The 25,425-nt window shown below is 58.4% G+C and carries 25 protein-coding genes; 20 read left to right on the top strand and 5 right to left on the bottom strand.

Features of this window, described 5'->3' with window-relative positions; all coding sequences use genetic code 11:
- Window positions 1–127 precede the first annotated feature (127 nt).
- From D3250_RS00550 to D3250_RS00520, 7 genes are all read left to right on the top strand, one after another.
- Window positions 128–1,510 carry an ABC transporter substrate-binding protein gene (locus tag D3250_RS00550; RefSeq protein ID WP_225973061.1) on the top strand — a complete coding sequence of 461 codons (1,383 nt, stop codon included), beginning with the start codon at window positions 128–130 and terminating at the stop codon, window positions 1,508–1,510.
- Window positions 1,511–1,545: 35 nt separating this feature from the next.
- Window positions 1,546–2,487: an ABC transporter permease gene (locus D3250_RS00545; RefSeq protein WP_119901431.1), complete on the top strand. Its 942-nt coding sequence runs from the start codon at window positions 1,546–1,548 to the stop codon at window positions 2,485–2,487.
- A 1-nt stretch (window position 2,488) separates the two neighbouring features.
- Window positions 2,489–3,361 carry an ABC transporter permease gene (locus tag D3250_RS00540; RefSeq protein WP_119901430.1) on the top strand — a complete coding sequence of 291 codons (873 nt, stop codon included), beginning with the start codon at window positions 2,489–2,491 and terminating at the stop codon, window positions 3,359–3,361.
- A complete protein-coding gene (locus D3250_RS00535; protein ID WP_119901429.1) occupies window positions 3,361–4,155 on the top strand; it encodes an ABC transporter ATP-binding protein in 795 nt (264 codons plus the stop codon). The genes D3250_RS00540 and D3250_RS00535 overlap by 1 nt, the downstream gene beginning before the upstream one ends.
- A gap of 2 nt (window positions 4,156–4,157) precedes the next feature.
- On the top strand, window positions 4,158–5,027 hold the full coding sequence (locus tag D3250_RS00530) for an ABC transporter ATP-binding protein (protein WP_119901428.1): 870 nt from the start codon (window positions 4,158–4,160) through the stop codon (window positions 5,025–5,027).
- A gap of 46 nt (window positions 5,028–5,073) precedes the next feature.
- A complete protein-coding gene (locus tag D3250_RS00525) occupies window positions 5,074–6,141 on the top strand; it encodes a C45 family autoproteolytic acyltransferase/hydrolase (RefSeq protein WP_119901427.1) in 1,068 nt (355 codons plus the stop codon).
- A gap of 78 nt (window positions 6,142–6,219) precedes the next feature.
- Window positions 6,220–6,690 carry an Lrp/AsnC family transcriptional regulator gene (locus D3250_RS00520; RefSeq protein WP_119901426.1) on the top strand — a complete coding sequence of 157 codons (471 nt, stop codon included), beginning with the start codon at window positions 6,220–6,222 and terminating at the stop codon, window positions 6,688–6,690.
- 326 nt (window positions 6,691–7,016) lie between these two features.
- On the opposite strand, the gene D3250_RS00515 is transcribed toward D3250_RS00520, so the two are convergent.
- Complete coding sequence (locus D3250_RS00515; protein ID WP_119901425.1) at window positions 7,017–8,390, bottom strand: NAD(P)/FAD-dependent oxidoreductase; 1,374 nt, start codon at window positions 8,388–8,390, stop codon at window positions 7,017–7,019.
- Between the two features lie 571 nt (window positions 8,391–8,961).
- On the opposite strand from D3250_RS00515, the gene D3250_RS00510 reads away from it, so the two are divergent.
- The 10 genes from D3250_RS00510 to D3250_RS00465 all read left to right on the top strand — a co-directional run bounded on the left by D3250_RS00510 (window position 8,962) and on the right by D3250_RS00465 (window position 19,459).
- The gene (locus D3250_RS00510) at window positions 8,962–10,401 is read left to right on the top strand and encodes an aldehyde dehydrogenase (NADP(+)) (RefSeq protein ID WP_119902204.1); all 1,440 of its coding nucleotides are present in this window, start codon (window positions 8,962–8,964) and stop codon (window positions 10,399–10,401) included.
- Window positions 10,402–10,418: 17 nt separating this feature from the next.
- Entirely contained in the window at window positions 10,419–11,591 is a 1,173-nt protein-coding gene (locus D3250_RS00505) for a fumarylacetoacetate hydrolase family protein (protein ID WP_119902203.1), read from the top strand.
- Window positions 11,588–12,448, top strand: coding sequence for a GntR family transcriptional regulator (locus D3250_RS00500; protein WP_438830118.1), 861 nt, complete (start codon window positions 11,588–11,590; stop codon window positions 12,446–12,448). The genes D3250_RS00505 and D3250_RS00500 overlap by 4 nt, the downstream gene beginning before the upstream one ends.
- The gene (locus D3250_RS00495; protein WP_119901424.1) at window positions 12,441–13,496 is read left to right on the top strand and encodes an Ldh family oxidoreductase; all 1,056 of its coding nucleotides are present in this window, start codon (window positions 12,441–12,443) and stop codon (window positions 13,494–13,496) included. Before D3250_RS00500 ends, D3250_RS00495 begins: the two co-directional genes overlap by 8 nt.
- A 93-nt stretch (window positions 13,497–13,589) precedes the next feature.
- On the top strand, window positions 13,590–14,600 hold the full coding sequence (locus D3250_RS00490) for a DctP family TRAP transporter solute-binding subunit (protein ID WP_119901423.1): 1,011 nt from the start codon (window positions 13,590–13,592) through the stop codon (window positions 14,598–14,600).
- Window positions 14,600–15,148: a TRAP transporter small permease gene (locus D3250_RS00485; protein WP_119901422.1), complete on the top strand. Its 549-nt coding sequence runs from the start codon at window positions 14,600–14,602 to the stop codon at window positions 15,146–15,148. Before D3250_RS00490 ends, D3250_RS00485 begins: the two co-directional genes overlap by 1 nt.
- Before the next feature lie 16 nt (window positions 15,149–15,164).
- Window positions 15,165–16,424, top strand: coding sequence for a TRAP transporter large permease (locus D3250_RS00480; RefSeq protein ID WP_225973059.1), 1,260 nt, complete (start codon window positions 15,165–15,167; stop codon window positions 16,422–16,424).
- Window positions 16,425–16,467: 43 nt separating this feature from the next.
- Window positions 16,468–17,790, top strand: a complete 1,323-nt coding sequence (locus D3250_RS00475; RefSeq protein WP_119901420.1) for an enolase C-terminal domain-like protein — start codon at window positions 16,468–16,470, stop codon at window positions 17,788–17,790.
- Between the two features lie 69 nt (window positions 17,791–17,859).
- Complete coding sequence (locus D3250_RS00470; RefSeq protein WP_119901419.1) at window positions 17,860–18,711, top strand: fumarylacetoacetate hydrolase family protein; 852 nt, start codon at window positions 17,860–17,862, stop codon at window positions 18,709–18,711.
- A 1-nt stretch (window position 18,712) separates the two neighbouring features.
- The gene (locus D3250_RS00465) at window positions 18,713–19,459 is read left to right on the top strand and encodes an SDR family NAD(P)-dependent oxidoreductase (RefSeq protein ID WP_119901418.1); all 747 of its coding nucleotides are present in this window, start codon (window positions 18,713–18,715) and stop codon (window positions 19,457–19,459) included.
- Window positions 19,460–19,697: 238 nt separating this feature from the next.
- Here the strand turns inward: D3250_RS00465 and D3250_RS00460 are convergent, their stop codons facing one another.
- From D3250_RS00460 to D3250_RS00445, 4 genes are read right to left on the bottom strand one after another with little or no spacing between them, the layout of a single operon-like run.
- The gene (locus D3250_RS00460) at window positions 19,698–20,333 is read right to left on the bottom strand and encodes a class I SAM-dependent methyltransferase (protein ID WP_119901417.1); all 636 of its coding nucleotides are present in this window, start codon (window positions 20,331–20,333) and stop codon (window positions 19,698–19,700) included.
- Window positions 20,334–20,362: 29 nt separating this feature from the next.
- On the bottom strand, window positions 20,363–21,634 hold the full coding sequence (locus D3250_RS00455; RefSeq protein ID WP_119901416.1) for a PQQ-binding-like beta-propeller repeat protein: 1,272 nt from the start codon (window positions 21,632–21,634) through the stop codon (window positions 20,363–20,365).
- On the bottom strand, window positions 21,631–22,503 hold the full coding sequence (locus D3250_RS00450; RefSeq protein ID WP_119901415.1) for a cytochrome c biogenesis CcdA family protein: 873 nt from the start codon (window positions 22,501–22,503) through the stop codon (window positions 21,631–21,633). The genes D3250_RS00455 and D3250_RS00450 overlap by 4 nt, the downstream gene beginning before the upstream one ends.
- Window positions 22,503–23,291, bottom strand: coding sequence for a DsbA family protein (locus D3250_RS00445; RefSeq protein ID WP_225973058.1), 789 nt, complete (start codon window positions 23,289–23,291; stop codon window positions 22,503–22,505). The genes D3250_RS00450 and D3250_RS00445 overlap by 1 nt, the downstream gene beginning before the upstream one ends.
- A 95-nt stretch (window positions 23,292–23,386) precedes the next feature.
- On the opposite strand from D3250_RS00445, the gene D3250_RS00440 reads away from it, so the two are divergent.
- The 3 genes from D3250_RS00440 to D3250_RS00430 are packed head-to-tail and all read left to right on the top strand — an operon-like array spanning window position 23,387 to window position 25,337.
- Window positions 23,387–23,959 carry a hypothetical protein gene (locus tag D3250_RS00440; RefSeq protein WP_119901414.1) on the top strand — a complete coding sequence of 191 codons (573 nt, stop codon included), beginning with the start codon at window positions 23,387–23,389 and terminating at the stop codon, window positions 23,957–23,959.
- On the top strand, window positions 23,956–24,345 hold the full coding sequence (locus tag D3250_RS00435; RefSeq protein ID WP_119901413.1) for a BlaI/MecI/CopY family transcriptional regulator: 390 nt from the start codon (window positions 23,956–23,958) through the stop codon (window positions 24,343–24,345). Before D3250_RS00440 ends, D3250_RS00435 begins: the two co-directional genes overlap by 4 nt.
- A complete protein-coding gene (locus D3250_RS00430; protein WP_119901412.1) occupies window positions 24,342–25,337 on the top strand; it encodes a M56 family metallopeptidase in 996 nt (331 codons plus the stop codon). Before D3250_RS00435 ends, D3250_RS00430 begins: the two co-directional genes overlap by 4 nt.
- Window positions 25,338–25,425: the final 88 nt, after the last annotated feature.

The following is a 25,425-nucleotide window of genomic DNA, read 5'->3' as shown; positions in this document are numbered from 1 at the left end:
ACCAGGCAGCGAGGGGCTCGAGCGAGCAGTATGGAACTCTCCCTACGGAGAGCACGCCAGTCTAGATCCCATTCTGGCTTTCAATTACCCCGAGAACACGGTTGTATCCAATCTGTGTGAAAGTCTGATGCAATTGCAACCAGACTTCAGCGTTGAGCCCCATCTCGCGTCGTCGGTCACGGTCGAAGGGGACCGCACTTATGTGCTTGAGATCCGGGACGACGTGACGTTCTGGGACGGAACGCCTATGACACCCGATGACGTCGTCTTTAGCATCAACAGGCACTTGGACCCAGAGGAAGGCAGCTATTGGGCCTCCAACACGACCGAGAATATTGCTTCTGTCGAGCAGACCGACGAATGGGAAGTGACTATTGAGCTTCACGAGCCCAACGTGGTCTTCACCAATGAGCTTGCAACCATCGTGGGGGTGGTGGTCCAGGAAGAGCACCGAGAGGCGGCCGGAGAGGACTACGGCAATCCTAGTGAAGGGGTGATGTGTAGCGGTCCCTACCAAGTTTCGGAATGGAATCAGGGCAGCTCGATCCTCTTGGAGAGCTACGAAGATTACTGGAGGGAGGACGCCCGGGCCCTTACCCCAGAAGTGGAAATTAACTTCACTGTGGACGCCGCGGCCATCAGCAATTCACTGGCGACCGGGGAGGTCCACGGCGGTTTCGACGTGCCTTTGAGCACGATCTCCCAGTTGCAGGGAGCTGATGAGGGCGAACTTCTCTTGGGCGAGGGTTTGCAGAACATGGCCATCATCAGCACCGGGGAGGGAACTTTTGGCGATCCTGCGGTCCGCCGCGCACTCACCCGGGCCACGGACAGAGTAGCTGTCGCGGAGACCGTGTTTGAGGGAACAGCTTGGCCGTCGGAGTCGCTCATTCCCGCAGGAGCATGGGAGCCGGAGATTGCAGGCGCCCGAGAGGATGCACTGCCCGACCTTTCCCACGACATCGAGGCGGCTCAGGAGATTCTTGAGGACGCGGAGGCTGACCTGTCAGAACCGATCACAATAGCTTATCCGGGCGAACGGGGTTTCTACGCGGACATCATCAATGTGATTGCCAATGGAGCATCTGAGATCGGCCTTACAGTGGAGCCAGTGAGTGTTCCTAGTGCGCAGTTCGGTGCATTCTTCTCTGACCCAGCCGCCCGTGAGGACTACGACGCCTTCGTCACGATGAACTACCTGAGCACGGCAGACGCGCTGGGGAAGTTGAATAGCATTGCCCATTCCGAGGGATATGAGAACTATTCAGACTTCTCCGATCCGGAGATCGACGCGCTTCTGGAGGAGGCCTACGCGACCGAGGATGATGAGGCCCGTGCCGAGCTCGTGATCGAGGCCGAAGCTCTGGTGATGGAGCAACAGCCGTGGATGAACATTGTAGATTTGGCCTCCCGGGTTTACCTCGCCGATGGTGTGACCGGACCCCCGGCTTCGTTCGTCTACCTTTACTACCCTTGGGCCGCTGATTTGGGCGCCTCTGACGAGGGCTGAGTCCTGGTGCGAAAAGGGAAGGAGGGGAGCGTCTGGTGAGATATGTGATCAGCCGTCTGTGGTCGCTGTGTCTGGTGTTCGTTGTTTCTAGCTTCGTGGTCTTCAGCGGCATGTATCTGGTACCAGGAAGTCCCGAGAACTTTTTGGTTCAGGGCCGTACCGTGAGTCCTGAAGTGCTGGCGTCCATAAGGGTGCAGTACTCTCTAGACGATCCCTTCCTCACCCGTTATTGGAACTGGCTCACTAGCGCCGTGCAGGGAGATTTCGGACGATCGCTGACCACGCGGCAGGATGTATCGAACCTGCTCGCTGCGCGGCTGCCGACGACCCTATTTCTCACTCTTTACGCTGGGGTGCTGGTGGTGGTCTTCGGCATTGGACTGGGGGTCATCGCCGGCACTCGTGAGGGTGTTTTCGAGAAGATTGTGGTCTTCGGCTCTAACCTGGGTTTTGCTGTTCCCACTTTCTTTGCAGCGCTGCTTCTTATGGCCGTTTTTGGTGGGGCCTTGGGATGGTTCCCAGTCACCGGATCGGGGAGTGGGTTCGGGGGTAGGCTCTTCCACCTCACGCTTCCCGCGGTGGCCCTCTCTCTCCCGTCGTTGGCGGTGGTCGCAAGAATCACCAGGACGTCAGTGAGAGAGGAATCAGGCTCTGATCACGTCTTGATGGCTGTCGCTCGTGGGGTGCCCCGCCGGCTTGTCCTATGGCGGCACACGGTGCGTAACTCTCTACTGCCCGTTACAACTGTCATCGGTACGCACCTAGCTGCGTTACTTGCCAGCGCCTTCGTCATTGAGTATGCCTTCACCCTGGATGGGATTGGAGCGCTGCTTGTGGACGCGGTTCATCGGCAGGACTTCGCGGTGGTCCAAGCTATTGCCCTGATCCTGGTGGTGGCCTTCGGCCTGATTAACCTGGCCGTCGATCTACTCTACGCGGTGATCGATCCTCGGATCCGACTCGGAAAGGCGGCCTAGAATGCCCCAAAGCCTCGTGAAGCCGTCCTCGCGCATTTCAGTAGTTGCTGGACGCGCCCACCGGCGGCTTGGGACCCTGGGAATGGTATGTGTCACGATAATCGCGGTTATCGTTCTGACGACCCTCCTGGCCCCTCTTATCGCCCCCTATGGTCCCTACGAGGGAAGCGTCGCTGACCGTCACTTGGCACCGGGAGTCAACCACTTGCTAGGCACGGATCAGTCCGGGCGTGATGTGCTCTCTCGCGTCATTTGGGGAGCGCGCAGTAGTCTGTTGGGCCCGCTTATTGTCATTGTGGTCACCGCCGTGCTCGCGACGGCAATCGCGCTTACGGCTGCGTGGTACGGCGGGCGGGTGGACTCCTTTCTGGGGCGTGTGTTGGATGTTCTCTTCGCGTTCCCGAACATTCTGCTGGCAATCCTGGCCATCGCGATATTCGGCCCTTCGCTCCTTACCGCATCACTGGCACTGGCTATTGGCTATGTACCCTATTCGGCACGTGTCATCCGCAGCGTTGCCCTGCGTGAGCGGAACCTGCCCTACATCGCGGCTGCCCGTATGCAGGGAATTTACGGTTTTGTCATTACGGTGCGGCACATTTTGCCCAACGTTTGGCCGCAGATCCTGACCGGAATGACTATCAACTTCGGTTATGCCATGATCGAGCTCGCCGCGTTGTCGTTCCTAGGCCTGGGGGTACAGCCGCCAAACGCCGATTGGGGGCTGATGGTCTCCAGCGGGCAATCCTCCCTCCTACAGGGTTACCCTGAGCAAAGTGTCGCAGCAGGGTTAGCGATTGTGGTCACAGTTGCCGCCTTTGGCTATATCGGCGAACGTCTCGGTGGACGTCGCGCGGCAGGGAGGGTCCGCTGATGCTTACCATTGACAACCTCGAGCTTTCCATCACCGACCCGGACACCGGGCGAGTGAGCGAGATACTCAGGGGAAACTCGCTCACCCTGGCCGCCGGAGAGGCCTTGGGGTTGGTGGGTGAGTCTGGTTCCGGAAAGTCCATGACCCTCCAGTGCGTCCTCGGCATTGAGCCTCCGGGCAGTTCAGTAGGTGGTCGCATCGAACTGGAAGGCCGGGATCTCCGGGCGCTGAGGGGGGAAGAACTGAGACGCACTCGCGCGGAGGATCTGGCGTTGATTGCACAGAACCCGCACAGCGTTCTCAATCCTGTGCTTCCTGTGGGCAAATATCTGATGGAGGGAATGTCAGAGGCCCGGAGTATGCCGAAAGCTCGGGCGCGCCTGAGGTCCAGCGAACTGCTGCGCTCGGTCGGCATCGAGGAGAGCGAACGGGTGCTCCGGTCCTACCCTCATCAGCTTTCCGGTGGGATGCTCCAGCGTGTGGTTATCGCGGGAGCAATCTCGGCGCAACCGAAGTTGCTACTCGCAGATGAGCCTACGACGGCTCTCGACGTCACCACGCAGGCTGAAGTCGCAGCCATTCTGGATGAGAAACGCCGTGAAGCGGAGATGTCAATGATATTCGTGAGTCACGACCTCGACCTAGCGGCCGCGGTATGCGACAGGCTCGCGGTGATGCGCTATGGGGAACTCGTGGAAATCGGAACGCCGGAGGAAATCAGGGACGCTCCGCAACACGAGTACACGCGGGAGCTGATGAACGCCCGGCCCAAGCTCCATCCTGAGGAGGCGTGAAGATGGCTCAAGGTCAGACAGATGAATTCTCCACCCCGGAGATCCGGCCAGAGCATGCCGTCGAATTCTGGGGACTAAGCCGCACCTTCGTCATGGGACGGGGTCGGACCGTTCAGGCTCTGGATGATATTAACTATGCAATTGGGCACGGGCAGTGCCTGGCGGTGGTAGGAGAATCGGGGTCTGGGAAAACTACGCTCGCGCGAATCGTCGTGGGGTTGGAACGTCCTGATGCCGGCACCGTAGTCCTCAATGGACACGAAGTTCGCTTCGGCGCCTCGCGAAAGAACCGCCGAACCCGCTCGAGACTGGTCCAGATGGTGTTCCAGGACCCCCAGGGGTCTTTCAACCGCCGTCTACCTGCGGGTGCCGCGGTGGATGAGGTTCTCCGTGCCCACTTCCCAGAAATGGGCCGTCGAGCCCGGCGGAGTCAGATGTTGCGGTTATTCGCCGACGTGGGGCTTGAGGAGCAGCATGCGGACGCACTGCCAGCGGCCCTCTCCGGGGGGCAAAAGCAGCGTGTCGCGATCGCCAGGGCACTCGCTGCTGAACCCACGATCATGGTGCTCGATGAGGCGGTCTCCGCTCTCGATGTCTCGGTTCAGGCGCAGGTTCTGCAACTACTGAAGAGACTGCGCCACGAGCGGGGCCTCACCTACGTCTTCATCACACATGACTTGTCCGTGGTACGGGAAGTCGCTGACGCGGTGTTAGTCATGCGGTATGGCCGCGTTGTGGAGGCAGGGCCGGTTAGTCAGGTCCTAGACTCTCCGGAGCACCCGTATACCCGGTTGCTGATTGACAGCGCGCCCCGTCCCGGATGGAAACCACAGCGTAATCTTCGCTCACGGCTACTGGGAGCGGAAACCTGATGCCACGAACGTCCGATCAACCAAGCCCTCCGAGAAGGAAGACACTATGACTGCTTCTGCCAGAGCCCATCTCGAGATCGAGGGTTCCTCCCACATCGCGCTTGGGGCCGCTCGGGGACGACTGTTGGACCAGTCGTTGCCCCTGGCGTTCGCAGGTTATTCTGAGCTCTTTGAAACTCTTGGAATCACTTCTGGTGATGTGCAGAGAGCCGGTGAAAGCAGCCTCGAGGCTGTCTCTGCCTTCAACCCGGGTTATGCAGAGCAGATCCAGTCCCTCGCCGCGACGGTAGGCATGGCTGAGTGGCAGGTGAGCGCGCTCAACGCCCGGACAGAGATCCTCTCCGGGGCCGGAGTCTTGGGAGCTCGGGAATGCTCAACCGTCGCGGCACCGCTGCGGCAGGGGTGGGGCAGTGCCCAGACTTGGGACTGGCATGATGAGCTGAGCGAGTACTGGCACACTCAGACGGTGCGCGGGCCGGGCTTAGAACACGTGGGGGTCACCGAGCAGGGGATTTTGGCCAAGATTGGCCTCAACGAGGCAGGGCTGGGAGTGCACTTGAATATCCTTGCCCACCGACAAGACGCGGTGGGAGGAGTTCCTGTTCACATACTCTGCGCAGCCGTACTAAGTGAGTGCCGGAGCGTCGAGGAAGCTCAGCAATTGTTGGGTTCTGCCGAGATTTCCTCTTCCAGCGTGCTCACGCTCGTGGAGTCGGGCCGGACCGTCATGTGTGAGCTCAGCCCGGCCGGAGTCTTCATTGTTGAGCAAAGCGAGGGGCCCCTTCTGCACACGAACCATTTTCTCCGCCCGGAGCCTGCAGAGGGGGAGCGAAGTGAAGCCTATAACCCAGATTCCATCGAGAGGATGGAGCTGTTGAAGACTCGAGCCGAGGCGCCCACTAACTTGCATGAGCTGTCTGATGTGGTCGGGATGCTGCGTTCTGGTCCAGGAGATGCTCAACTGTGTTGTCTCCCAGAGCCAGGTCTGAGCCTGGGGCACCGGTGGCGCACGTTGGCTACCGTGGCTCTCGATCCGTCCCGCCGCACCGCGGAGATTCTGGATGGTATGCCGACGGAGGCCGAGGAGAAAGAGTGGCTCAGCCTCACTGTATGATTCAGCCTGATCGCTCTGGGGGTCTTGCTCCGACTGGCGAAAAGAAAGACTGGCGGCGTCCTGTGAAAGACTCCATCCATGGCTAAGAAAGCGACGGATGTGATGGAGCTCGACGATGTCTCTAAATCCATCATCGAGCAACTCCAACAAGATGGACGGCGTTCGTACGCCGCTATCGCGAAGGCGGTGGGGCTTTCGGAAGCAGCAGTGCGGCAACGGGTGCACCGCCTACTTGACCTTGGCGTCATGCAGATCGTTGCGGTGACGAACCCGCTTGAGCTAGGGTTCCCTCGTCAGGCCATGATCGGCATCAAGGTGAAGGGGCCTCTCGAGCCTGTGGCCGAAGAGCTTGAGGCCTACGAAGAAGTAGACTATGTGGTGATAACCGCTGGAACCTTCGACGTGCTTGCCGAGGTCGTCTGCGAGGATGACGACCACCTGCTGGAGGTCATCTCGCAAAAAATCCGCGCCATTGACGGTGTCGTAGGTACTGAGACGTTCATGTATTTGAGCCTACGCAAACAGACCTACACTTGGGGTGTTCGTTGAGCTACTTCTCAGACCTATATCGCATGTCATTTCATCATTAGATGAGCGCCGATCCTCCGGCGACGATCCGGCCATGCCGGCGTACACCCTCCGTGACTCGCTGGACACTGTGATTTGCAGCATCTAAGGCCACTGGTTACTTCAGCGTCCAAACGCTACTTTGTTGGCATCAACATGCCTCGGATACTGATTGAAAAGCCTCGCGGGCTGCTGTGTAAGCATCACGGGAGTTGATGAACCCTCGTCGATGCCCGGCGAAGGACTGAAAGTAGTATGGTGCTAATTCTTTATAATTGTCGCCCTGCTGGGTAAGCTTACGTGACTAATTATGTGCGTCCGGAAATCAAGTCCGCAGTTTTGGCAACCCAAGAAGTCGAATTAAGTCGACTGTTTTCCGCCCTGTCTGCCGCATAATAGGCTCGATATAATGCACTGACAGCGATCCATCGAGCCGGTTCCATTTCCCACTTGCGGACAGTACGGTTAACCCAAGGCATGGCCGTGAGCTCGCTATCTGCTCCTAGAAGGAGATCTCTCAAGGTTCGGCCGGCCAAGTTTGTTGCTGTGACACCGGTGCCCACGTATCCACCAGCCCAACCGAGACCGGTGCTGCGGTCAAGCCCTACCGTAGCTTTCCAGTCCCGCGGCACGCCGAGGACCCCCGACCATGCGTGCTCAACTTTGGATTGACGCGTGGCCGGGAACATATCGTGCAAGAGCGCGGTGAGTTTTAAAATCGTCGAGGGATGGGTGCTCCCGTCGGAATCTATCGCAGATCCGAAGCGATAGGGAACTCCTCGACCTCCCAGGGCGATTCGGTTGTCTGTCGTCCTTTGCGCATACATGTACGCATGAGCCATATCGCCTACCAACTCTAAGTTGCTCCACCCGAGTTCTTCCCAGATGCCGTCGCTGAGTGGTTCCGTCACGATCATGGAAGAATTCATCGGTAGCCATTGGCGGTGAAAACCCCTCAGATTTGCAGTAAACCCTTCAGTTGCGCGCAGGATATAGGCAGCCTGCACGTCACCCTTGTCTGTCGTGGCCAAGTGTGGCCGGATTTCAGTGACTTTGGTGTCCTCATAGATACGGACCCCTAGCTTTTCCACCGTTCTCGCCAGTCCGCGTACCAGCTTTGCCGGGTGGATTCGTGCGGCATGAGGTTGGTGCAGGCTGCCGAGGACGCCGGAGATCCCCACCCGCTCGTCGGTTTGCTGAGCAGAGAGCAGGGTTGCCCCTGATTCCGGCCACTTGGCTTCGGCGGACGCCAGGGATCGCAATCTCGCAAGTTGTGCGGGGTTGCGAGCCACGTTGAGCTCGCCGCCTTTGTGGAACCCTGCGTCTATTCCTTCAGCAGCTGCAATTGCAATCACTTCATCTACGGTGTGGTTCAGCAGCCTCTGGAACCGAGCAACCACGTCCCGTCCATGGCTCTTCAGGTACTGGTCTCGACCACCGGTGATGCTATTTGTTAGCCATCCCCCATTGCGGCCTGATGCGCCGAAACCGGCGAAGCGACTTTCCAGTATGGCTATTCGTAGATCGGGACGAGCTTTCTTGAGATAGTAGGCGGCCCAGAGCCCGGTGTAACCGGCACCCACAATTGCGACATCACTTGTAGTATCACCGTCAAGAGCTGCCCGACAGGCGGGGAGGCCAGATTGCGTGTACCAGAATGACACGTCTCCGTTGGTGGTCAAATCGTGACTCCTCAATAGCGCCGCTTCTATGGTGGTGTTGCCATTCCTCGGGTCTGATGATCGTTGATCAAGCCGTTGCGTTTGTATCCTAATGGGACCCTCACGATCTGCCGCGTTAACGCGGTGGTTGTCACTGCGGTGGGTAGCTGGCAAGGATGACAGCTCTCGTCTTCACCGTCTGATGTGAACATTCCTGTATCTAGCGGGACTCACCTTTCCCTCTGAGCAGTCTCCTCCTGCGGCCGCCAAAGTATCTTCTTGTGTGCGCGCTGCTGAACCCACACTTCGCTCAGTAAGAGGACCACTCTGGGAACCCGGAGTAGTCCAGAGCATGCATCGAAACCTCTGGGTCTTCTGGAGATCTCGACACAGAAGTTTGACTACGACTTGCCGCGCTATCCTCCGTGCAGACCTACGAACGTGAGTTGCAACACACTCATATTTACTATAGGTTTTGCAAAGAAGCTATAGGAAAGCGGAGTCTAGGCCCCGTTTCTCGAGTCGCATGGCTTGGGAAGTGAAGGATTCAGACGGTTCGAATCCCGGTGGCCTCCAGCGAAAGGGGAAAACTATGTCAGTCGATACGAAAATCACGAAGGCCCATGAGGCGTTCCTCGTCATGCAGAACCACAGCCTCGACGAGCGTGCTGGCTGGCTCGAAGCTGCTGCGAATGCTCTCGAAGTCAATCGTGAGCGGCTGGTGGAGGTCGGTCAGAAAGACACTAACTTGCCTGAGGCTCGACTGAATGGTGAGCTGACTCGAACGGTCTTCCAACTTCAGCTCCTTGCACAAGAGGTTCGTCAAGGAGAGTTTCTGGATGCCACGATTGATCACCATGATCCCGATTGGGGGATGGGCCCTCGGCCCGATATCCGTCGACTCAATGTGCCGCTTGGCGTAGTCGGTGTCTTCGGCGCCTCGAACTTTCCCTTTGCGTTCTCTGTAGCAGGCGGGGATACGGCCTCGGCGTGGGCTGCGGGATGCCCCGTAGTCCACAAGATTCATGGAGGTCACGTTGAGCTGGGGGAATTAACGGCTCAGATCGTTATCGATGCCCTACAAGAGGCGGGCGCTCCGCACGGAATGTTCTCAGCAATTACTGGTCGTGAAGCCGGAATCGAGATGGTGGAGCACCCCAAGGTGAAAGCGATTGGATTCACCGGATCTGTACCGGGCGGCCGCGCGTTGTTCGACCGTGCAACATCCCGTCCTGAGCCAATTCCGTTTTACGGCGAACTTGGATCCATCAACCCAGTGGTTGTTACTGAGCAGGCATGGGACAGCCGTGGAGATGAAATCGCTGAGGGTTTCGTGAGCTCTATGACCATGGGAATCGGTCAGTTCTGCACGAAGCCTGGTCTCGTGTTCGTCCCGAGTGCAATAGCAGACCAGGCAAGAAACGCGATCACTCACGCACTTCAAGGCGTGGAACTTCCTGGAAAGATGCTTAATGACCGCATTGCCGAGGGTTTTGCGGAGGCCCGGCATCACATCGACCATCTCGACGGGGTGACGAGGATCACAGAGATGGATAGCGAAAGCTCGGATCCGCCTGCCCCTAGTGTCTTCTATGCGCAAGCGGGAGAACTGGGCCCGGACGCCGAGGTCCTACACACTGAGATGTTCGGACCTGCAGCCGTGGTCATCAGCTACGAGAATTCTGAAGAACTCCTGCGCGTACTGGGTCATCTACCGGGTCAGCTGACAGGAACTGTCCATGCCGAGCATGAAGAAAACATCGAGCATCTCATGACTTCCTTGGCCCAGCGGTGCGGTCGACTACTGAAGAACGGGTGGCCCACCGGAGTCACTGTTACTTACGCCCAACACCACGGTGGGCCTTACCCAGCAACCACAGCCTTGGGCACATCGGTCGGAACGGCGGCCGTCTCACGCTTCCTCAGGGCCGTAGCGTATCAAGACTTCACTGACGCTGACCTTCCCGCCCCTCTTCAGGATGACAATCCACTCGGTTTACGTCGCCGAGTCGATGGCGACTGGAAGCGCTGAGGTAGCACTTGATGATTATGAACCACACCATCATCGATGTGCTTCCTGAAGACGTTTCTGGGGTCTACATAGGACGGGTTTGGGATCCGTCCCGGGGACTTCCAGTGCCTGTGCTCTACGCTGACCGCAAGATATGGGACGCGTCTGTCGTAGCTCCCACCACTGCAGATCTGCTCGAGATGCAGGACCTGCCTGAGCAGCTTCTGCAATTGCGGCAAGGACGCAGCACATGGGATCTCGAAGACATCTACTTGGAGAGTCAAGAACGTGCAGGTGTGCCGCAGCTTCTCGCGCCTTTAGATGCCCAAGTCATCAAGGCCTGCGGGGTGACATTCGTCGGTTCCATGATCGAACGCGTGATCGAGGAACGCAGCGGTGGAGACCCGAGTGCTGCAGCCAAAGTTCGAAAGCAGATGCAAGACGAAATCGGTGTCGACCTGGCCACTATCGCACCGGGGGAAAAAGAGGCCGAAACCGTCAAGCAAGCGCTTATGGAACGCGGCTGGTGGTCTCAATACCTGGAGGTAGGGCTCGGTCCCGACCCCGAGGTCTTCACCAAAGCCCCGGTTCTAGCAGCTGTGGGCAGTGGCAGCCCCATCGGCATCCCTGCCTTCTCATCGTGGAACAACCCGGAACCCGAACTCGTGCTCATCGTCGACTCGCACGGCCGCATCGTGGGGGCCACCCTGGGCAACGATGTAAATCTACGTGACGTGGAGGGCCGAAGCGCCCTCCTCCTAGGGATGGCCAAGGACAACAACCGCTCTACTGCTATTGGGCCGTTTATCCGGCTCATCGATAGTAGTTTCAGCCTTGAGGACGCACGTAAGCTGGAGATATCCCTCACGGTTGAGGGCTCAGAGGGTTATACGCTCCGGGGGATGAACGCAGTCTCGGCACTTAGCCGTACTTTCGAGGACCTAGTCATTGCTACCCGCGGAGATCACCACCAGTACCCCGACGGATTCGCACTATTCACGGGAACACTGTTCGCCCCGACTCAGGACAGGGACGTGCCCGGGGAAGGCTTCACTCACAAGATCGGTGACGTTGTCACGATCGCTAATAATAGCCTCGGAGCGCTCATCAATCAGGTCGGAAGGACAGAAGAACTTCCGAAGTGGACTTATGGTATCCGCACGTTATCCCGCGATATCGCCCGTTTAGAGGACGCAGGAAACAGGCCATGAAGCACACCTCGTATATGGAAGAAAGCGATGGCCACCAGATTCCCTTCGTAGAGCCTTCAGGAACGGAAAGTCGGTTCGAGAGCGATCGAAAGGGGGCCCAGCCTCCGTACGATCGGATCAAGGCAATGATCCTTTCCAAAGCAATACCACCGGACACCAAGCTCAACATCGACAAACTGGCTCGCGAGCTTGGCGTTTCACAAACTCCAGTACGTGAAGCGCTGCAACGTCTTGAGGGAGACAAGTTGGTGGTGGGCAAGAAACCACGCGGGCTCTGGACGACTCCCTTACTAGGCGAGAGAGAGCTTAGAGACCTCATCGAGGTCCGCCTCCTGATGGAACCCTGGTCAGCCCGTTCAGTAGCGCACGACCGAGCCACGAATCCAGGCCGCGAAATGCTGACAGAAATCGATCGTTTCGTTGCGCTAGGGGAGCTCAGAAACGAGGGTTACGCGTTGGCTTCCCATGATGTTGCCTTCCACGACATGATTTTCAATGCTGTAGGCAACTCCTTCCTCCATGATGCTTTTCGTCAGTTGCACGCACACCTGCATCTTTTTCGTCTCTACCCGGCGGACTTGAACGGGGCGCACACCATCGAGGAACACAGGGCGATCGCCGAAGCCATAAGAAGGGCAGACCCACACGCAGCTGAGGAAGCGATGCGGGCCCATCTGTTCGCCGCGTTGGACAGGTTCTCCGCAGGACTACGAGGGGGAGACACCTTCTCCAGCCTCGCAACCGTACGTTCGCACATTCTCACTGCATCAGAGCCCGGCCAGATCGGCAACGGGGGGGGGTCGGAGACGATTTCTCCAGCACTTCAGAACACCACAACGAAGAGGCAGTATGACTAAGAGTCCAGGGCACAATAAGCAGCAGGTCGGAGTCGGAGAGGCCGAAGGATTTGCCCGGCGCCTTCTCGAGGCAGTGGGTGCCCGGGAAGAAGATGCAAGCATTACGGCACAGAACCTAGTTTTTGCAGACAGAAGCGGCATTGCGTCTCATGGGCTTCTGCGGCTTCCTCTCTACGCCGAAGCGGCTGCAGAAGGAGGCATCAATACCGCTCCCCAGATGACATGGCTTCGCCAGTCACCAGGCGGGGGTCTACTCGACGCTGATGGAGCATTCGGCCAGGTGGCGATGAGGGAGGCAGTGCGCTTCAGTATTGATGAACTCTCAAGAAGCGCATGCACAGTGGTCGCAGTCCAGAACAGCGTCCATTTTGGCGCAGGAGCTTATTGGGTAGAGAAGCTCGCTGAGCACGGGTTCATAGCGGTGGCTAGTTCCACCACGGGGCCCGCAGTCGCTCCGTTCGGCGGATCAGGCAAGGTGCTAGGCACAAACCCCCTCTCAATCGGGCTGCCCACTACAGATGGTCAGAGCATGACAATGGATATGGCTACCAGCACTGGCGCTTACGGCAAAGTAGTTTCCGCCCGGAACTCGAACGAGGCCCTGCCTGAAGGATGGGCGGTAGATGCCGAGGGAGTTCCGACCACTAACCCGCAACAGGCGCTCGACGGTGCACTCACTGCATTCGGCGGTCACAAAGGTTCAGGTCTATCGATTGCCCTTGAGGGCCTCTCTGCAGCTCTAAGCCAAGCCTCATATGCACACGAGACTGTCGACATCTGGGTGGATCCGGGTTCGAAAATGAATGTGGGTCACACACTTCTGGCCATTAACCCGGAATTCTTCGGCGGGACAAGGCACACTCGGGATCGCTTGACCCAACTCCGAAATAGGGTTCGCGCCTCGGGAGACGAGGTCCGCGCTCCGGGCGACATTGAGGCGCTCAACCGAGAGAACCACGCCCACCATATTGAACTCAGCCTTAGCACTGTCGAGCTGCTGCGCGACTCAGCAACAAGGTGGAAAGTCCCTGCACCAGAACTGTCCTGAGTTGTTCCTTTATTCCTATAAGACAATACAAGTTCCAAGAACTCAATTCACGTCTAACTAAATACGCCAATTGTAAGTTCAAAGGAGAATTTCATGAAAAACTTTCGATCCAGTACGTTTCTCGCTGCCAGCGCCGCCATTGCCCTAGGCATCACCTCCTGTGTGGGTGACGATGCTGAAGTTGAAAACGGCGACGCTGGAGCGGCTGAAGGAGATGAGCTGCGCTTCGCTCACGTCTACGATCCCGATCACCCGGTGGAGACATGTGGTGTTCCTGCTATGAACGACTCACTCGATGGGTCCGGCCTCCAGGTCAGCTCTTATGCTGCCGGACAGCTTGGAAACGAAGAAGAGCTCCTGGAACAGGTTCAGTCAGGGGCTCTCGATCTCGCTGTGGCTGGACCGTCGTTTCTCGGAGTATGGGAGGAGAACGCGGAGCTTTTCGACGCTACGTACCTCTTCTCAGACGTTGACCACTTTGAAGAGACTCTTAACGGAGACGTCGCGGAAGGTATCTGGAACGACTTGCGTGAATCTTCAGGTCTGGAGGTCATTTCTTCGTGGTACTACGGAACGCGTCAACTGACCTCCGATGTGGAAGTAACAACTTCTGAAGACCTTTCTGGACAAACGCTCCGAGTTCCTGAAGCGCCCCTATACCAAACTATGGCTGAAATTCTTGGGGGTTCTCCCACCTCTATGGCACTCGGAGAAGTCTATCTTGGACTACAACAGGGAACGATCGATGGGCAGGAAAATCCGATTCCGACCATTGCTAGCAACAGTTTCCAAGAGGTCCAGGACTACATTAACATCACGGATCACGTAATTCAGGGAGTCATGGTGGTCGGCAATGAAGATGCTCTCTCGGGTCTGCCGGAAGATCAGCAACAAGCGCTGAGTGAAGCGGCTGCCGAGGCCGCTGACGACGTTCGTGAATGCATCGAGGACGAAGAGGAATCGTACCTGGAGGAGTGGGAGGAAAGTGGTGAGATTGAGATTAATGACGGCGTCGATGTCGACCACTTCCGCGACCGCGCCGCAGAGCGGATCCCGAACGAGTTTGAGTGGGGCGACATCTATCTTGAGATTCAGGAAAACTAATGTCGACCGTGTCGCCTCAGGATGATGAGTTCCTGGAATCAAAGTCTGGTATCTACCGAGGGTTGGTGAGAGTTGAACAGGCGCTGGCAATACTCCTATTGGTGACCCTGTTCCTACTCATCATTATTCAGGTAACGGCGAGGCATGGCTTCAGCGCACCAATCAGCGGTACTGAGGAGTTGGCGCGGTTCACCTTCATATGGTTCACGTTCATCGCGGCGTCTTTCGTGGCCGCTCGTCGTAAACACATCATTGTGCAACTCTATGGTGGGGGCGGAACCGGGAGGCTTATTGCGGCGATAGAGGTATTTGCCTACACCATCGTGATTGCAGTCAGCATCGCAATGGTGATTGGCGGGTTTCTGATGGTTCAAAGTACGTGGAATATCTCGTCTCCGGGCACCGGGCTCCCCTACCGGTTCGTCTATTCAGCACTACCGATCGGATTCGCTCTGATCGCACTTCACGCTTCGCTGAACCTCGTGCTGGCGCTGCGTCACCCTGAACAGTTTGTCGGGAAAAAAGACATCGAAACGGCAGGTTTGTGACATGGAGCTCTTCTTAATGGTCATAGCACTGCTCGTGCTGTTAGTGCTGCGCGTGCCGGCAGCGATTGCGCTGTTGGTTCCCTCTCTTGTGTACATTTTTCTTGATGCCACTGTGGGATTCGGAACAGCGGCTCAGCAGACAATGTCAGGGGTCAACACATTTCCGCTTTTGGCAGTCCCGTTATTCATTCTTATGGGTAACATTGCCAATGTTTCTGGGATTTCAGACAGATTGTTCGATGCAGCAACAGCGATCTTTGGGCGACTGCGCGGGAGTCTGGGGTACGTGAACGTGGCGACGAGCTTCGGGTTCGCATGGATGTCTGGTGCAGCGATTTCCGATGCAGCGGCGATGGGTAGGGTTCAAGTCCCGGCGATGGTCAAGCGGGGATACCCGGAGGGCTTCACCCTAGGTCTGACTGCGTCCTCCTCGCTCATTGCTCCTATTCTCCCGCCCTCAATTCCCGCAATTATTTACGCTGTGACTGCTGGCATATCAGTGGGTGCATTGTTCGTTGCCGGAATCATCCCGGCCATGCTCCTCATGTTTGCTTTGAGCATTGTTGTGTTCTTGAAGCTCCGGAAGAGGGATGAGCTTCGTCTGGAGCGTGTCAGCGGCAGGGAACGATGGATGCCGGTTCTCACCGCGTTACCGAGTTTCGGAACTGCAGTAATCGTCTTAGGTGGCATCCTTGGAGGCATTTTCACGCCGACTGAGGCCGCTGGGGTTGCCGTTTTGTACATGCTGCTGTTGGCGCTCTGCTACCGATCCATCAGGTGGGCCCAGCTCAAACGAGCATTGACTAATTCCGTTGAGACCGGTGGCTCGGTCCTGCTAATAGTCTGTGCTGCCGCTCTTTTCGGCTGGGTGCTCTCCAGGGAGCAGGCCCCCCAGGTTGTGGCAGATCTGGCCTTTGAGATCACGACCAACCCGATCGTGTTCTTGATCTTGTTGAACATCGTGCTGCTCATCGTTGGTGCGGTCCTAGAGCCGACAGCCGCGATTCTGATCCTTGTGCCCGTCCTATCTCCGGTGGCCACCATGTTCGGCCTCGAGCCCCTGCATGTAGCTGTGATCGTGATCTTCAACCTTATGCTCGGGCTGCTGACGCCACCGGTGGGACTGGTGCTATTCGTATTGTCTTCAGTGACGAGCTACTCGGTGACGAAGGTTATTCGCGGTGTTGCGCCCTTCTACGGAATCCTGCTGTTGGTCCTGCTACTAATCACTTTCTTCCCGTTCTTCAGTACTTGGCTCCCGGGCATCCTCGCTTAGAAAAATAATAATAAAAAGTCTTCAATGTATTCGAAAGGAAAATATGCCACTCATCAATAATATTAAAGTACAGGATGTTCGGTTTCCCACTTCGCTGGAGCTTGACGGGTCCGACGCGGTTAATGTGGATCCCGACTACTCCGCTGCCTATCTAATGGTGACGGCGGACAACGGAGAAGTGGGTCATGGCCTGGTTTTCTCTTGCGGCCGAGGCAACGAAGTGATTGCTAAAGCTATCGAATCATATGGACAGCTCCTCGCGGGACGTGAATTGGATGACCTCCTCTCCGACCTTGGTGCGGCCTCAAAGCTCCTGGTTCACGATTCTCAGATGCGCTGGCTGGGGCCCGAGAAGGGCGTCAGTCACATGGCGGCTGGTGCTGTCATCAACGCTCTCTGGGACATGGCAGCCCGCCGGGCTGGGAAACCACTATGGAGGTATCTCGCTGACCTTCCCCCCGAAAAGATCGTTGACGCCATCGATTTCACGCACATTTCCGATGCGCTTACGCCTCAGGAAGCTTTGGAAATCTTGCAGGGGGGCCAGCGAGGCAAGGAAGAGCGCATCCGATCCCTTGAGGAAGACGGATATCCTGCATACACCACGTCACCAGGGTGGCTAGGTTACACCGATGAAAAGGTTGTCCGGCTCAGTAAAGAGGCGGTGGATAATGGCTTCGATCTCATAAAGCTCAAGGTCGGCGGTGACATTGACAGCGATCGACGTCGATTGAAGATCGTTCGGGAAGCGGTCGGCGAGAACGTCAAGGTCGCAATTGACGCCAATCAGCGGTGGGATGTGCCCGACGCCATTGAATGGTTACAACAACTTTCGGAGTTCAACCCCTGGTGGATTGAAGAAGCAACCAGCACCGACGATGTGCTTGGTCACGCCACCATTCGGAAGGCGGTCTCGCCGATGAAAGTAGCCACAGGTGAAGCCGTCCATAACAGAATCATCTTCAAGCAACTTCTGCAGGCCGAGGCGATCGACGTGTTGCAGATCGACTCTACGCGCGTAGCAGGGGTTAACGAGAACCTGGCAAACCTATTGTTGGCCAAAAAGTTCGGTATCCCTGTGTGTCCGCACGCCGGGGGTGTGGGATTGTGTGAATTGGTTCAGCACTTTTCGTTCTTCGACTACGCTGCAGTCTCCGGAAGTCTCGAAAACAGGTACATCGAATATGTCGATCACCTGCACGAGCATTTCGCCGAGCCCGTGGTGATAAGGAACGCTCGCTACCAAGCCCCGAAGAAACCCGGCATTGGCGCAGAAATGCACGCAGACTCACGTACCCGGTGGAGTTTTCCCGAGGGCAGTGGCTGGCAGGAAGTTGCTGGTCAGGCAGCAGTGACTTTCAACTAAGCGCCCCGTGAGCGCCGCTCATGGAAGACCGGACAAACCGAACGGGACCAATACCAACGAGGAGAAGACATGAAGCTTACCCGTCGTGGAGAAGCAGGATTCGAGATTCCAGTCGCAGAGATTGATGGCATTTTCTACGATGCCTCGCCAGTAGGAGATTTTGGCCCAGCATTTTGGGCAACGGGCGGGCCCAAAATGCTCGAGGAACTCGCTGCTGAGGGAAAGTTGACGCCGCTCCAGTTAGCTGAAGAAGCTAGATACGGGTCACCGGTGGCGTCATCTTCGGCAGTGATCTGCATAGGCCAGAACTATGCGGCTCACGCCGCCGAATCCGGGGCCGAGCCCCCGGAGCATCCTATTGTCTTTCTGAAGACGCCAAATACCATCGCTGGTCCCGATGACGAAGTCACTCTCGCAAGGGGTTCAGAAAAGACTGACTGGGAAGTCGAGCTCGCCATAGTCATCGGCACCACCACCGCATACTGCGAGTCAATCGAGGATGCCGCCCAGCACATCGGAGGTTACGTACTGGCAAACGACCTCTCAGAGCGGCACTTCCAGCTCGCTGTCTCCGGAGGGCAGTGGAGCAAAGGAAAGTGCAGCCCAGGTTACATGCCTTTGGGTCCTTGGATTGTGACAGCTGACGATTTCGATCCTTCGGACCTTAACCTTCGTTCCTGGGTCAATGGAGAAACACGCCAGGACTCACGGACTTCCGACATGATCTTCAGCTGTGCAGAGATCGTTCACGACCTCTCCCAGCATATGCAGTTGGAACCCGGCGACATCATCTCTACGGGCACACCCGAGGGCGTTGCAGTTTCCGGTCGGTTCGCTTACCTGAAGCCTGGAGACGTCGTGGAAGTAGAGATCGAGGGTCTCGGCCGGCAGCGCCAAACCTATAGCGCATGGAGGAAATGACATGGTAGGACGTTTCGAAGGACTTGCCGCACTAGTAACCGGTGGTGCCTCCGGTATCGGAGCAGCTGTCGCAGACCAACTCTCCCGGGAGGGGGCGCAGGTCACGGTCTTAGATGTAGCTCAGACACACTCGAGCCACCACTGGGAGAAATGCGACTTGGCGGATACCAACTCAGTCAACGCTGCGGTAGCAGGGGCCATTGAGCGTTTCGGCCGATTAGATGTCGTAGTGAACAACGCTGGCATCGGAGCCCAAGGTGACGTTGCGGCGAATTCTGATGCTGAATGGAGCCAGGCATGGGAGGTGAATGTTGTCGGTATGGCGCGGGTTGCCCGCGCGGCGTTGCCTCATCTAAGAGAATCTTCAGCCGCTTCCATTACCAATACGGCCTCTGTGGCCTCAATGGCGGGTCTTCCTCAGAGAGTCCTCTATTCAGCGACTAAGGGAGCAGTGATGGCTATGACGAAAGCCATGGCTGCTGACCACGTGAGGGAGGGTATCCGTGTCAACTGTGTGGCTCCCGGTACGGCGGATACCCCTTGGATTCAACGGTTGTTAGATCAGGCTGATAAGCCCGATGAGGAACGCGCGGCCTTGGAAGCCCGCCAGCCACATCGTAGGTTGGTCAGCGCTGAAGAGGTAGCGAGGGCCGTAGCCTACCTGGCAGACCCGGAAAATCGTTCGACGATCGGCGTGTGCCTCCCCGTAGACGGAGGGATGGAAGCTTTGAGGCTGCGTCCGGACTAGAAGCTCGGCGATGTAGGCATGGGTATTGGGTAGGGCTGGGACCGCTGGTTGACCTTCACCACGTTGCACTAGTTTGTGGAGACCGGACACCGGTTGAGGCAAGTACTGTGTTTCTTGGTGAGCGCCCCAGGAAGGTTTGTGCAGGTATGGACGCCACGGGCGTTACAGCAGCATATGGCCGTCGCTGACACACGAGTGGATGATCACGGATACGGGGCACAGGCGGCGAGCCCCGCTCCTAGCTGGAGTGGTGCAGCTTCTGAGCGAAGATCACTGCATCCTCGAGGGTTGCTGCCTGGCCCTGTGGGCCGACTGCGGGGCGTTGCCGAGTTTCCCCGACTTTGATGTTCCAAGCTCCCGGCGGCCGCAGGGCCTCAAGATCGCCCTCCACCGTGGGCATCTCCGAGGGTCCATGGTCGTGCTGCGCCCACGGAGGTGCCGCGGCGTGGGAGACCACGAGTAGGTGACCGCCGACCGCTACTTGCTCTGCCGCAGCGCGCAGGATGGCAAGGCGGTCCAAGGCGACAGGCGATTGCAGGAAGGAAGCGCTGACCAGATCGAAAGGCCCCTCGGGAAGCTGCTCAGGCAGCTTCGCCACCAAGAACTTCGCGTTGTCCGTGACGGGACCTCCTTGCACGGCATGAGTCTTGGCTCGCTCTACGGCCGTTGCTGAGATGTCGACCCCCAGGGCTTCCCAACCGTTCTTCGCCAGCCAGAGCACGTCACTGCCTTCACCGCAGCCCAAGTCGAGTGCCCGGCCCGGAGTCAGCTCGCCGACGAGAGCGCTGACTGTCGCATTGACTTGTCCGGACCACACACGATCCGAGTCGGCGTAACGGTTCTCCCAGAAATCTTTCGCGCTTTGGTTTTCCACAGCGGTTGCCTCTCATGTGTCAGAAATCTCTAGGGATCGGCGTCGATCGAGGTCTCATCTTCTGCATAGTCTTCCGTAGGACGTGATGTGTCGGTGACCAGAAGGAGCTCCGTGCCGGTGTCCACAGCCGTGGCGCCCCGGTCGGTGAAAGCCAAAGGTATGGCTGCGGTGCCTTCCTCCAGCGGATCGTAGAGCCTGGTGGTGCTGCCCGTGACCGTGTTGTAGGTCCGCAATTCGTCCTTTTCCGTCAGGACGTACGCCATCACTCCACCCACCCCGAGGAGCTGCGCCTCAGCGCTGAGCTCTTCGGACCAGACCTGTTCACCGTTGAGATCAAATCCCACCAGTTCTTCCTCTCGGACCCCAACCCAGGTCTCTGACATAAGGTCGAACATCGCATCATCGAGGTCGCCCTTCAGGAGCTCACCCTCAGTGATATCCCACAGCCCGTAACCTTGTTCGGGCAATCCGATCAGCGCACTCCCCGGTGGCAGCCGGTTAGTTGAGGGGCTGACAATCTCCTCGGTGGCCTCATGGGTCAGATCTTCGGGGACCGTGGTTCGCCAGAGCTCATTGGTCTGCCTGTCCGTGGAGGCCACGAGCTCATTACCGTCGGTGAAGACTAGTGTTCCGAAGAACTCTCCAATGATGTGAGAATCCTCCTCGCTTGGCTCGCCCGTCGCGGAGTCGAGCGCGACTTGCCGCCCCGTACTGTCCACCGATTCGTCGTCCTGCTCGGCGAAGACCAACCCCGGGCCCTGATGCGGTCCCGGAATCTCGACGGGGCCCCATACCTCTTCACCGGTGTGCAGATCATAGGCGGTCGCCGCGTTAACGCCTGCTGATTCATCAGTCTCATTCTGGTTGTCTAAATCAGTCAACACGGCGAGCGGCCGATCGTCGGCCGCAGTCACAGTGAAACCTGAGCCGCTCAGTGGCCGTTCGGCGGTCCACAGGAGGGTCCCCTCAGCACCAACGGCACTGAACACGAGTTTGCCCTCCTGTTCCCGGGGGGCAAGGAAGACCCCGTCGTGGACTTGCGGGGGAGTGTCCCATGCTGGGTCCACACTGATGCGATCCGACAAATGCGTGGGAAATTGAACGTCATCGACTTCTGCGTCTTCGGCGGGTGCCTGAACGCTGACCGGTTCCGGGTCATAAGGGACTTGAGGTTCTGGCACGTCAACATCTTCGGCGGACTGGCGATCCTCGTCAGAAGTGCACGCGACCAGCGTCAGTGCCAGGGCCCCCAACAGCGCGGCACTTCGGTGAAACGGCAGGCGCATAGTTGGAGACTTCATCGCTGGGCTTCCTGACGGTCGTTTCCCTCATTGGCCCGGGCGCGGCTGGCGGAGCGACGATTGACTGACCAAATCGTGAGGATCACGGCAGCGGCACCGATGATCAACAAGATGTCGGCCACCGGACCAGAGACTGAAGCACTGAACGTTTGCAGCCACGCCTGGACTTCATTTGGCACCAGCGAAGGTGCTGTCACCAGGCCATTAGTGGTCCAGAACAGTACTCCTACACCAGCTATCAGCGCTCCGGCGATGACTGAGGTGGTGTGAAGTCGGCGACTGAAGAGCGAGAAGCTGCGTCCCCTGATCAGCGTCATCGACCTCGCTCCGATTCGTCCCCACAGCGCGGCCAGGATGATCAGGGGGACCACCATGCCTGCGCCGTAAATTGCAAGCATGAGTCCTGCGTGCCCGACGCTGCCGTGTGCGAGAGCCAAGGTGAGGATCGCCCCAAGTATCGGACCCGCGCAGAAGCCCGCCACACCGCTGGCGGCACCCAGGAGGAAGGTCCGGAGAAGACCTTTGCGTGTATGCGCTTGCTGCTGCAGGCGCTGAGTTCCCGGAAGTGCCTTCGAGAGGTCGAACCCTAACCCCGCCATCTGAACAACCCCAAGGATTATGAGGATCACCGAGGTGGCGACGATGAGGGTGCCCCGATGGTCTGTGAACAGCGTACCGATCGCACCCAAACCCAACCCCAACGGTACTAGCGTGACGACAAGTCCGAGATAGAAGGTGGCCCCGTGTGTCAACAGTTTCATGCGGGCGCCGACGGTGGACGCGAAGAAAGCCGGCAATAACAGAGCGCTGCAGGGGCTGAGCAGGGCAAGCATGCCTCCGAGGAAGGCGGTGATCAGACTGATCTCCATCAGTCAGCGTCTGCGAGCGCGTCGTCGACAGCCGAGATGAAGACCTCCGTCGGTTGGGCACCGACGATCGGTTCGCCTGCGACGATGAATGTGGGCGTGGAGTACGCTCCGATAGATAGCCCTTCTTCTGCGTTTGCGCTGATTTGATCTGCAACTTCCGCGGACTTCAGGTCCTCTTCGAACTGGTCGACATCCATATCTAACTGCTGCGCCAGTTCAATGAGGCTCTCCTCGCTGAGCTGTGCTTCGGAAAGCGTCTCTCCATTGGGGAAGAGCAGTTCGTGGTAGCGGAGGAACTGGCCCTGCAGCGCCGCGGCGTAGGAGGCGCGGGCTGCTCGCTCTGAAGCGTCACCGAAGACGTTGACGTCGCGCCATTCGATCCGAAGGTCGCCCGCCTCCACGTAGTCCATCATGGTGGGCAGAGTCTCCTCGTGCCAGGTGGCACAGAACGGGCATTGGAAATCACTGAACATCACAAGAGCCACCGGCGCCTCGGCCGGACCGACTGCCAACAGATCCTCTGGGGCACGACGCTCAATATCACTCAGGTCTGGCTGCTCCGGCTCGACGCCCCCTTCCGGAACCGTCACCGGCCCATCACCTTCGGGTCCATCTTCAGCCTGGGTCTCATCGGCAGATTCGACACTCTGATCCGGGGAGTCGTCGCTACTTGCCTGCCAGATCACGAACGCGGTCAGGGCCGCGGCGATCACAATGACGACCACTGGGAGGACGGTGCCGATCCGCATTGGTGGCTTCGACCGAGAGGAAGTGGTATCTGAGAGCATAACGGCGCCTTTCACGACAAAACTTACTGCCCACCATAGTAACTATGATGCGTAGTAACTATGCAACTTAGTTGAACGTAGGGCATAGTGGGGGAATGGTTTCCCTCTTTGATCGACGTACCAGCTGGCGTACCCAGACCGGTTTAGCCGTTCAGGCCCTGCGTGCCTGGAATACTCGGCAGATAGCGGTCGCTGCAGTTGCTGCCATCATCGTCGGGCTCCTCATAGGAGTGGCAACGGTACTGATCCCCAATCCTGTCTTTGCCAGAGATATCGCACCGGTTTGGTGGAACTATCCGGTGTGGATCCTCACCTCCGTCCTGAGCGGCATGCTCCTGGCGACCTATGTGCGTGCCCCCGCGTCGGACCTCGCCGCTGCAGCCCCCACTGGGGATCAGGGGCCCAACGACTCGGCTTCCGAAGACCGGCGCGGCAGCCGGTTGGGTATAATCGGGGGAGTGATGGCGTGGTTCGCCGTCGGATGTCCCGTATGTAACAAAATTGCACTACTAGCCCTTGGGTATTCCGGGGCGATCACGTACTTCGCCCCCATACAGCCGTTCCTCGCCCTTGGCGCCATGCTTCTCACGGGGGTGGCGTTGATCTGGCGGCTCAAGGGGCAGGTGGCCTGCGCACTACCCGTTCGGAAGGCAGCAGTTCCCGCATGAGCTCAGACACCCATTCGACCGTGACCGGTGAACGGCTGGGGCCCCTGGAGCAGCGGGTCATGGACTTGTTGTGGGACTACTCCTCACACACGGTGCGTGAAGTGATGGATCAGCTGCCCAGTCAGCCCGCCTACACCACCATTGCGACCGTCATGGGAAATCTGGAGCGCAAGGGCCTTGTTGAAGCAAGACGGCAAGGACGGTACGTTCGTTATGCCCCACGATGTACGCGTGAAGAGCACACTGCCGCCCTGATGCGCCAGGCGCTGGGCGTCAGCCGAGATCGCACAGCCTCTATCCTGCACTTTGTGGACACCATGCCAGATGAGGAGAGGAATCTCTTGCGCGCCTACCTTGCCGATGAGAATCCCGGGAAGACCTCGTGAGCGCGCTCCCGCTGGCCCTGTTGATGGTCGGGGTCGTTGTGGCAGTGGCCTTTGTCGGCCGCCCTCTGATTCAAGCAGCGACTCCGCTGCTGACCCGCTTCCCCCGTGCCACCGTCCTGTCCCTTGGGGGAGGTCTGCTGCTGTGGATGGCTTCTGTCATAGCGGCAGGGCTCTTCTTGGCCTGGGCGCTGACAGGGCCCAGTCCGCTGCCCGCACCGATGGCGGAGGTCTGTCAGCGATGCCTGGAGGCCTCCAACCCGTTCGCCTCCGGCGTGGCGGTGGAGACCAGTGTGCCCTCGGTAGTGTTCCTGCTGGCGCCGGCGTTGGCGCTGGCGGTAGTGATGGTCCTCGGCCTGCGCTCCGTGTTCAAGCGTCACGCTCAACTGCGCACAACGTGTCAGACGCTGCTGCCCGTGGGACGACGCAAGAACGTCGCGGGCTACCAGGTCACGGTGGTCGCCGACCCTCAGCCTGCCGCTTTCGCGTTGGGCCGGCACAGCTGCGGAATCATAGTCTCGACAGGCCTGCTCGAGGCTTTGGACGAACAGGAGCTGCGCGCAGTTCTTGAGCATGAGGCGGCTCACCTGCGCGAGCGCCATCATCTGATCTTAGACTTCATCGGCAGCATCACAGGACCCCTGAGATGGGTGCCTTTCGCTGCGGCCATTGCCGACGCCGTACCGCACTACTTGGAGATTTCAGCAGACAACGCTGCCCAGCGAAAGGTCGGGACACGTGCGCTTGCCTCCGCCCTACTGATCATGGGGGATGCGAGCAACGCACAGCGGACCGCGACCCAGCAGTCGGGGCCACAGCGGATGATGCTCGCCGCGGGTCCGGAACGGGTGCGGCAACTGATATCTCCAGCAGATCCCCGCCAGGGGACTCTTGGAGCGATGGCGATCTTCGCAATCATGACGGTCCTCGTCGTGACCAGCACCGCCGCTCACGGTGCCGCCATCGCCGCAGTCGTGACAGGATGTGCGATCTAGGCAAGCACTTGGCTGTCCATTGGCGCACCGCGCCTGAAGCGAACGCGGCACCCGGTCTCTCTTCAGAGTCCCACGTCTCACCAGTTTC

The sequence above is a fragment of the Nesterenkonia natronophila genome (assembly GCF_003595215.1).
GTDB lineage: Bacteria > Actinomycetota > Actinomycetes > Actinomycetales > Micrococcaceae > Nesterenkonia > Nesterenkonia natronophila.
This window is presented reverse-complemented; position numbering and strand designations above follow the sequence as displayed.

Bases quoted from the DNA above. Each gene is read 5' to 3' on its own strand.
- D3250_RS00435 (WP_119901413.1), top strand. From the start codon at position 23,956: ATGAGCTCAGACACCCATTCGACCGTGACCGGTGAACGGCTGGGGCCC.
- D3250_RS00510 (WP_119902204.1), top strand. From the start codon at position 8,962: ATGTCAGTCGATACGAAAATCACGAAGGCCCATGAGGCGTTCCTCGTC.
- D3250_RS00550 (WP_225973061.1), top strand. From the start codon at position 128: ATGCAATTGCAACCAGACTTCAGCGTTGAGCCCCATCTCGCGTCGTCG.
- D3250_RS00465 (WP_119901418.1), top strand. From the start codon at position 18,713: ATGGTAGGACGTTTCGAAGGACTTGCCGCACTAGTAACCGGTGGTGCC.
- D3250_RS00445 (WP_225973058.1), bottom strand. From the start codon at position 23,291: ATGCTCTCAGATACCACTTCCTCTCGGTCGAAGCCACCAATGCGGATC.
- D3250_RS00485 (WP_119901422.1), top strand. From the start codon at position 14,600: ATGTCGACCGTGTCGCCTCAGGATGATGAGTTCCTGGAATCAAAGTCT.
- D3250_RS00500 (WP_438830118.1), top strand. From the start codon at position 11,588: ATGAAGCACACCTCGTATATGGAAGAAAGCGATGGCCACCAGATTCCC.
- D3250_RS00480 (WP_225973059.1), top strand. From the start codon at position 15,165: ATGGTCATAGCACTGCTCGTGCTGTTAGTGCTGCGCGTGCCGGCAGCG.
- D3250_RS00535 (WP_119901429.1), top strand. From the start codon at position 3,361: ATGCTTACCATTGACAACCTCGAGCTTTCCATCACCGACCCGGACACC.
- D3250_RS00495 (WP_119901424.1), top strand. From the start codon at position 12,441: ATGACTAAGAGTCCAGGGCACAATAAGCAGCAGGTCGGAGTCGGAGAG.
- D3250_RS00530 (WP_119901428.1), top strand. From the start codon at position 4,158: ATGGCTCAAGGTCAGACAGATGAATTCTCCACCCCGGAGATCCGGCCA.
- D3250_RS00440 (WP_119901414.1), top strand. From the start codon at position 23,387: ATGGTTTCCCTCTTTGATCGACGTACCAGCTGGCGTACCCAGACCGGT.
- D3250_RS00455 (WP_119901416.1), bottom strand. From the start codon at position 21,634: ATGAAGTCTCCAACTATGCGCCTGCCGTTTCACCGAAGTGCCGCGCTG.
- D3250_RS00490 (WP_119901423.1), top strand. From the start codon at position 13,590: ATGAAAAACTTTCGATCCAGTACGTTTCTCGCTGCCAGCGCCGCCATT.
- D3250_RS00520 (WP_119901426.1), top strand. From the start codon at position 6,220: ATGGCTAAGAAAGCGACGGATGTGATGGAGCTCGACGATGTCTCTAAA.
- D3250_RS00450 (WP_119901415.1), bottom strand. From the start codon at position 22,503: ATGGAGATCAGTCTGATCACCGCCTTCCTCGGAGGCATGCTTGCCCTG.
- D3250_RS00540 (WP_119901430.1), top strand. From the start codon at position 2,489: ATGCCCCAAAGCCTCGTGAAGCCGTCCTCGCGCATTTCAGTAGTTGCT.
- D3250_RS00525 (WP_119901427.1), top strand. From the start codon at position 5,074: ATGACTGCTTCTGCCAGAGCCCATCTCGAGATCGAGGGTTCCTCCCAC.
- D3250_RS00475 (WP_119901420.1), top strand. From the start codon at position 16,468: ATGCCACTCATCAATAATATTAAAGTACAGGATGTTCGGTTTCCCACT.
- D3250_RS00470 (WP_119901419.1), top strand. From the start codon at position 17,860: ATGAAGCTTACCCGTCGTGGAGAAGCAGGATTCGAGATTCCAGTCGCA.
- D3250_RS00505 (WP_119902203.1), top strand. From the start codon at position 10,419: ATGAACCACACCATCATCGATGTGCTTCCTGAAGACGTTTCTGGGGTC.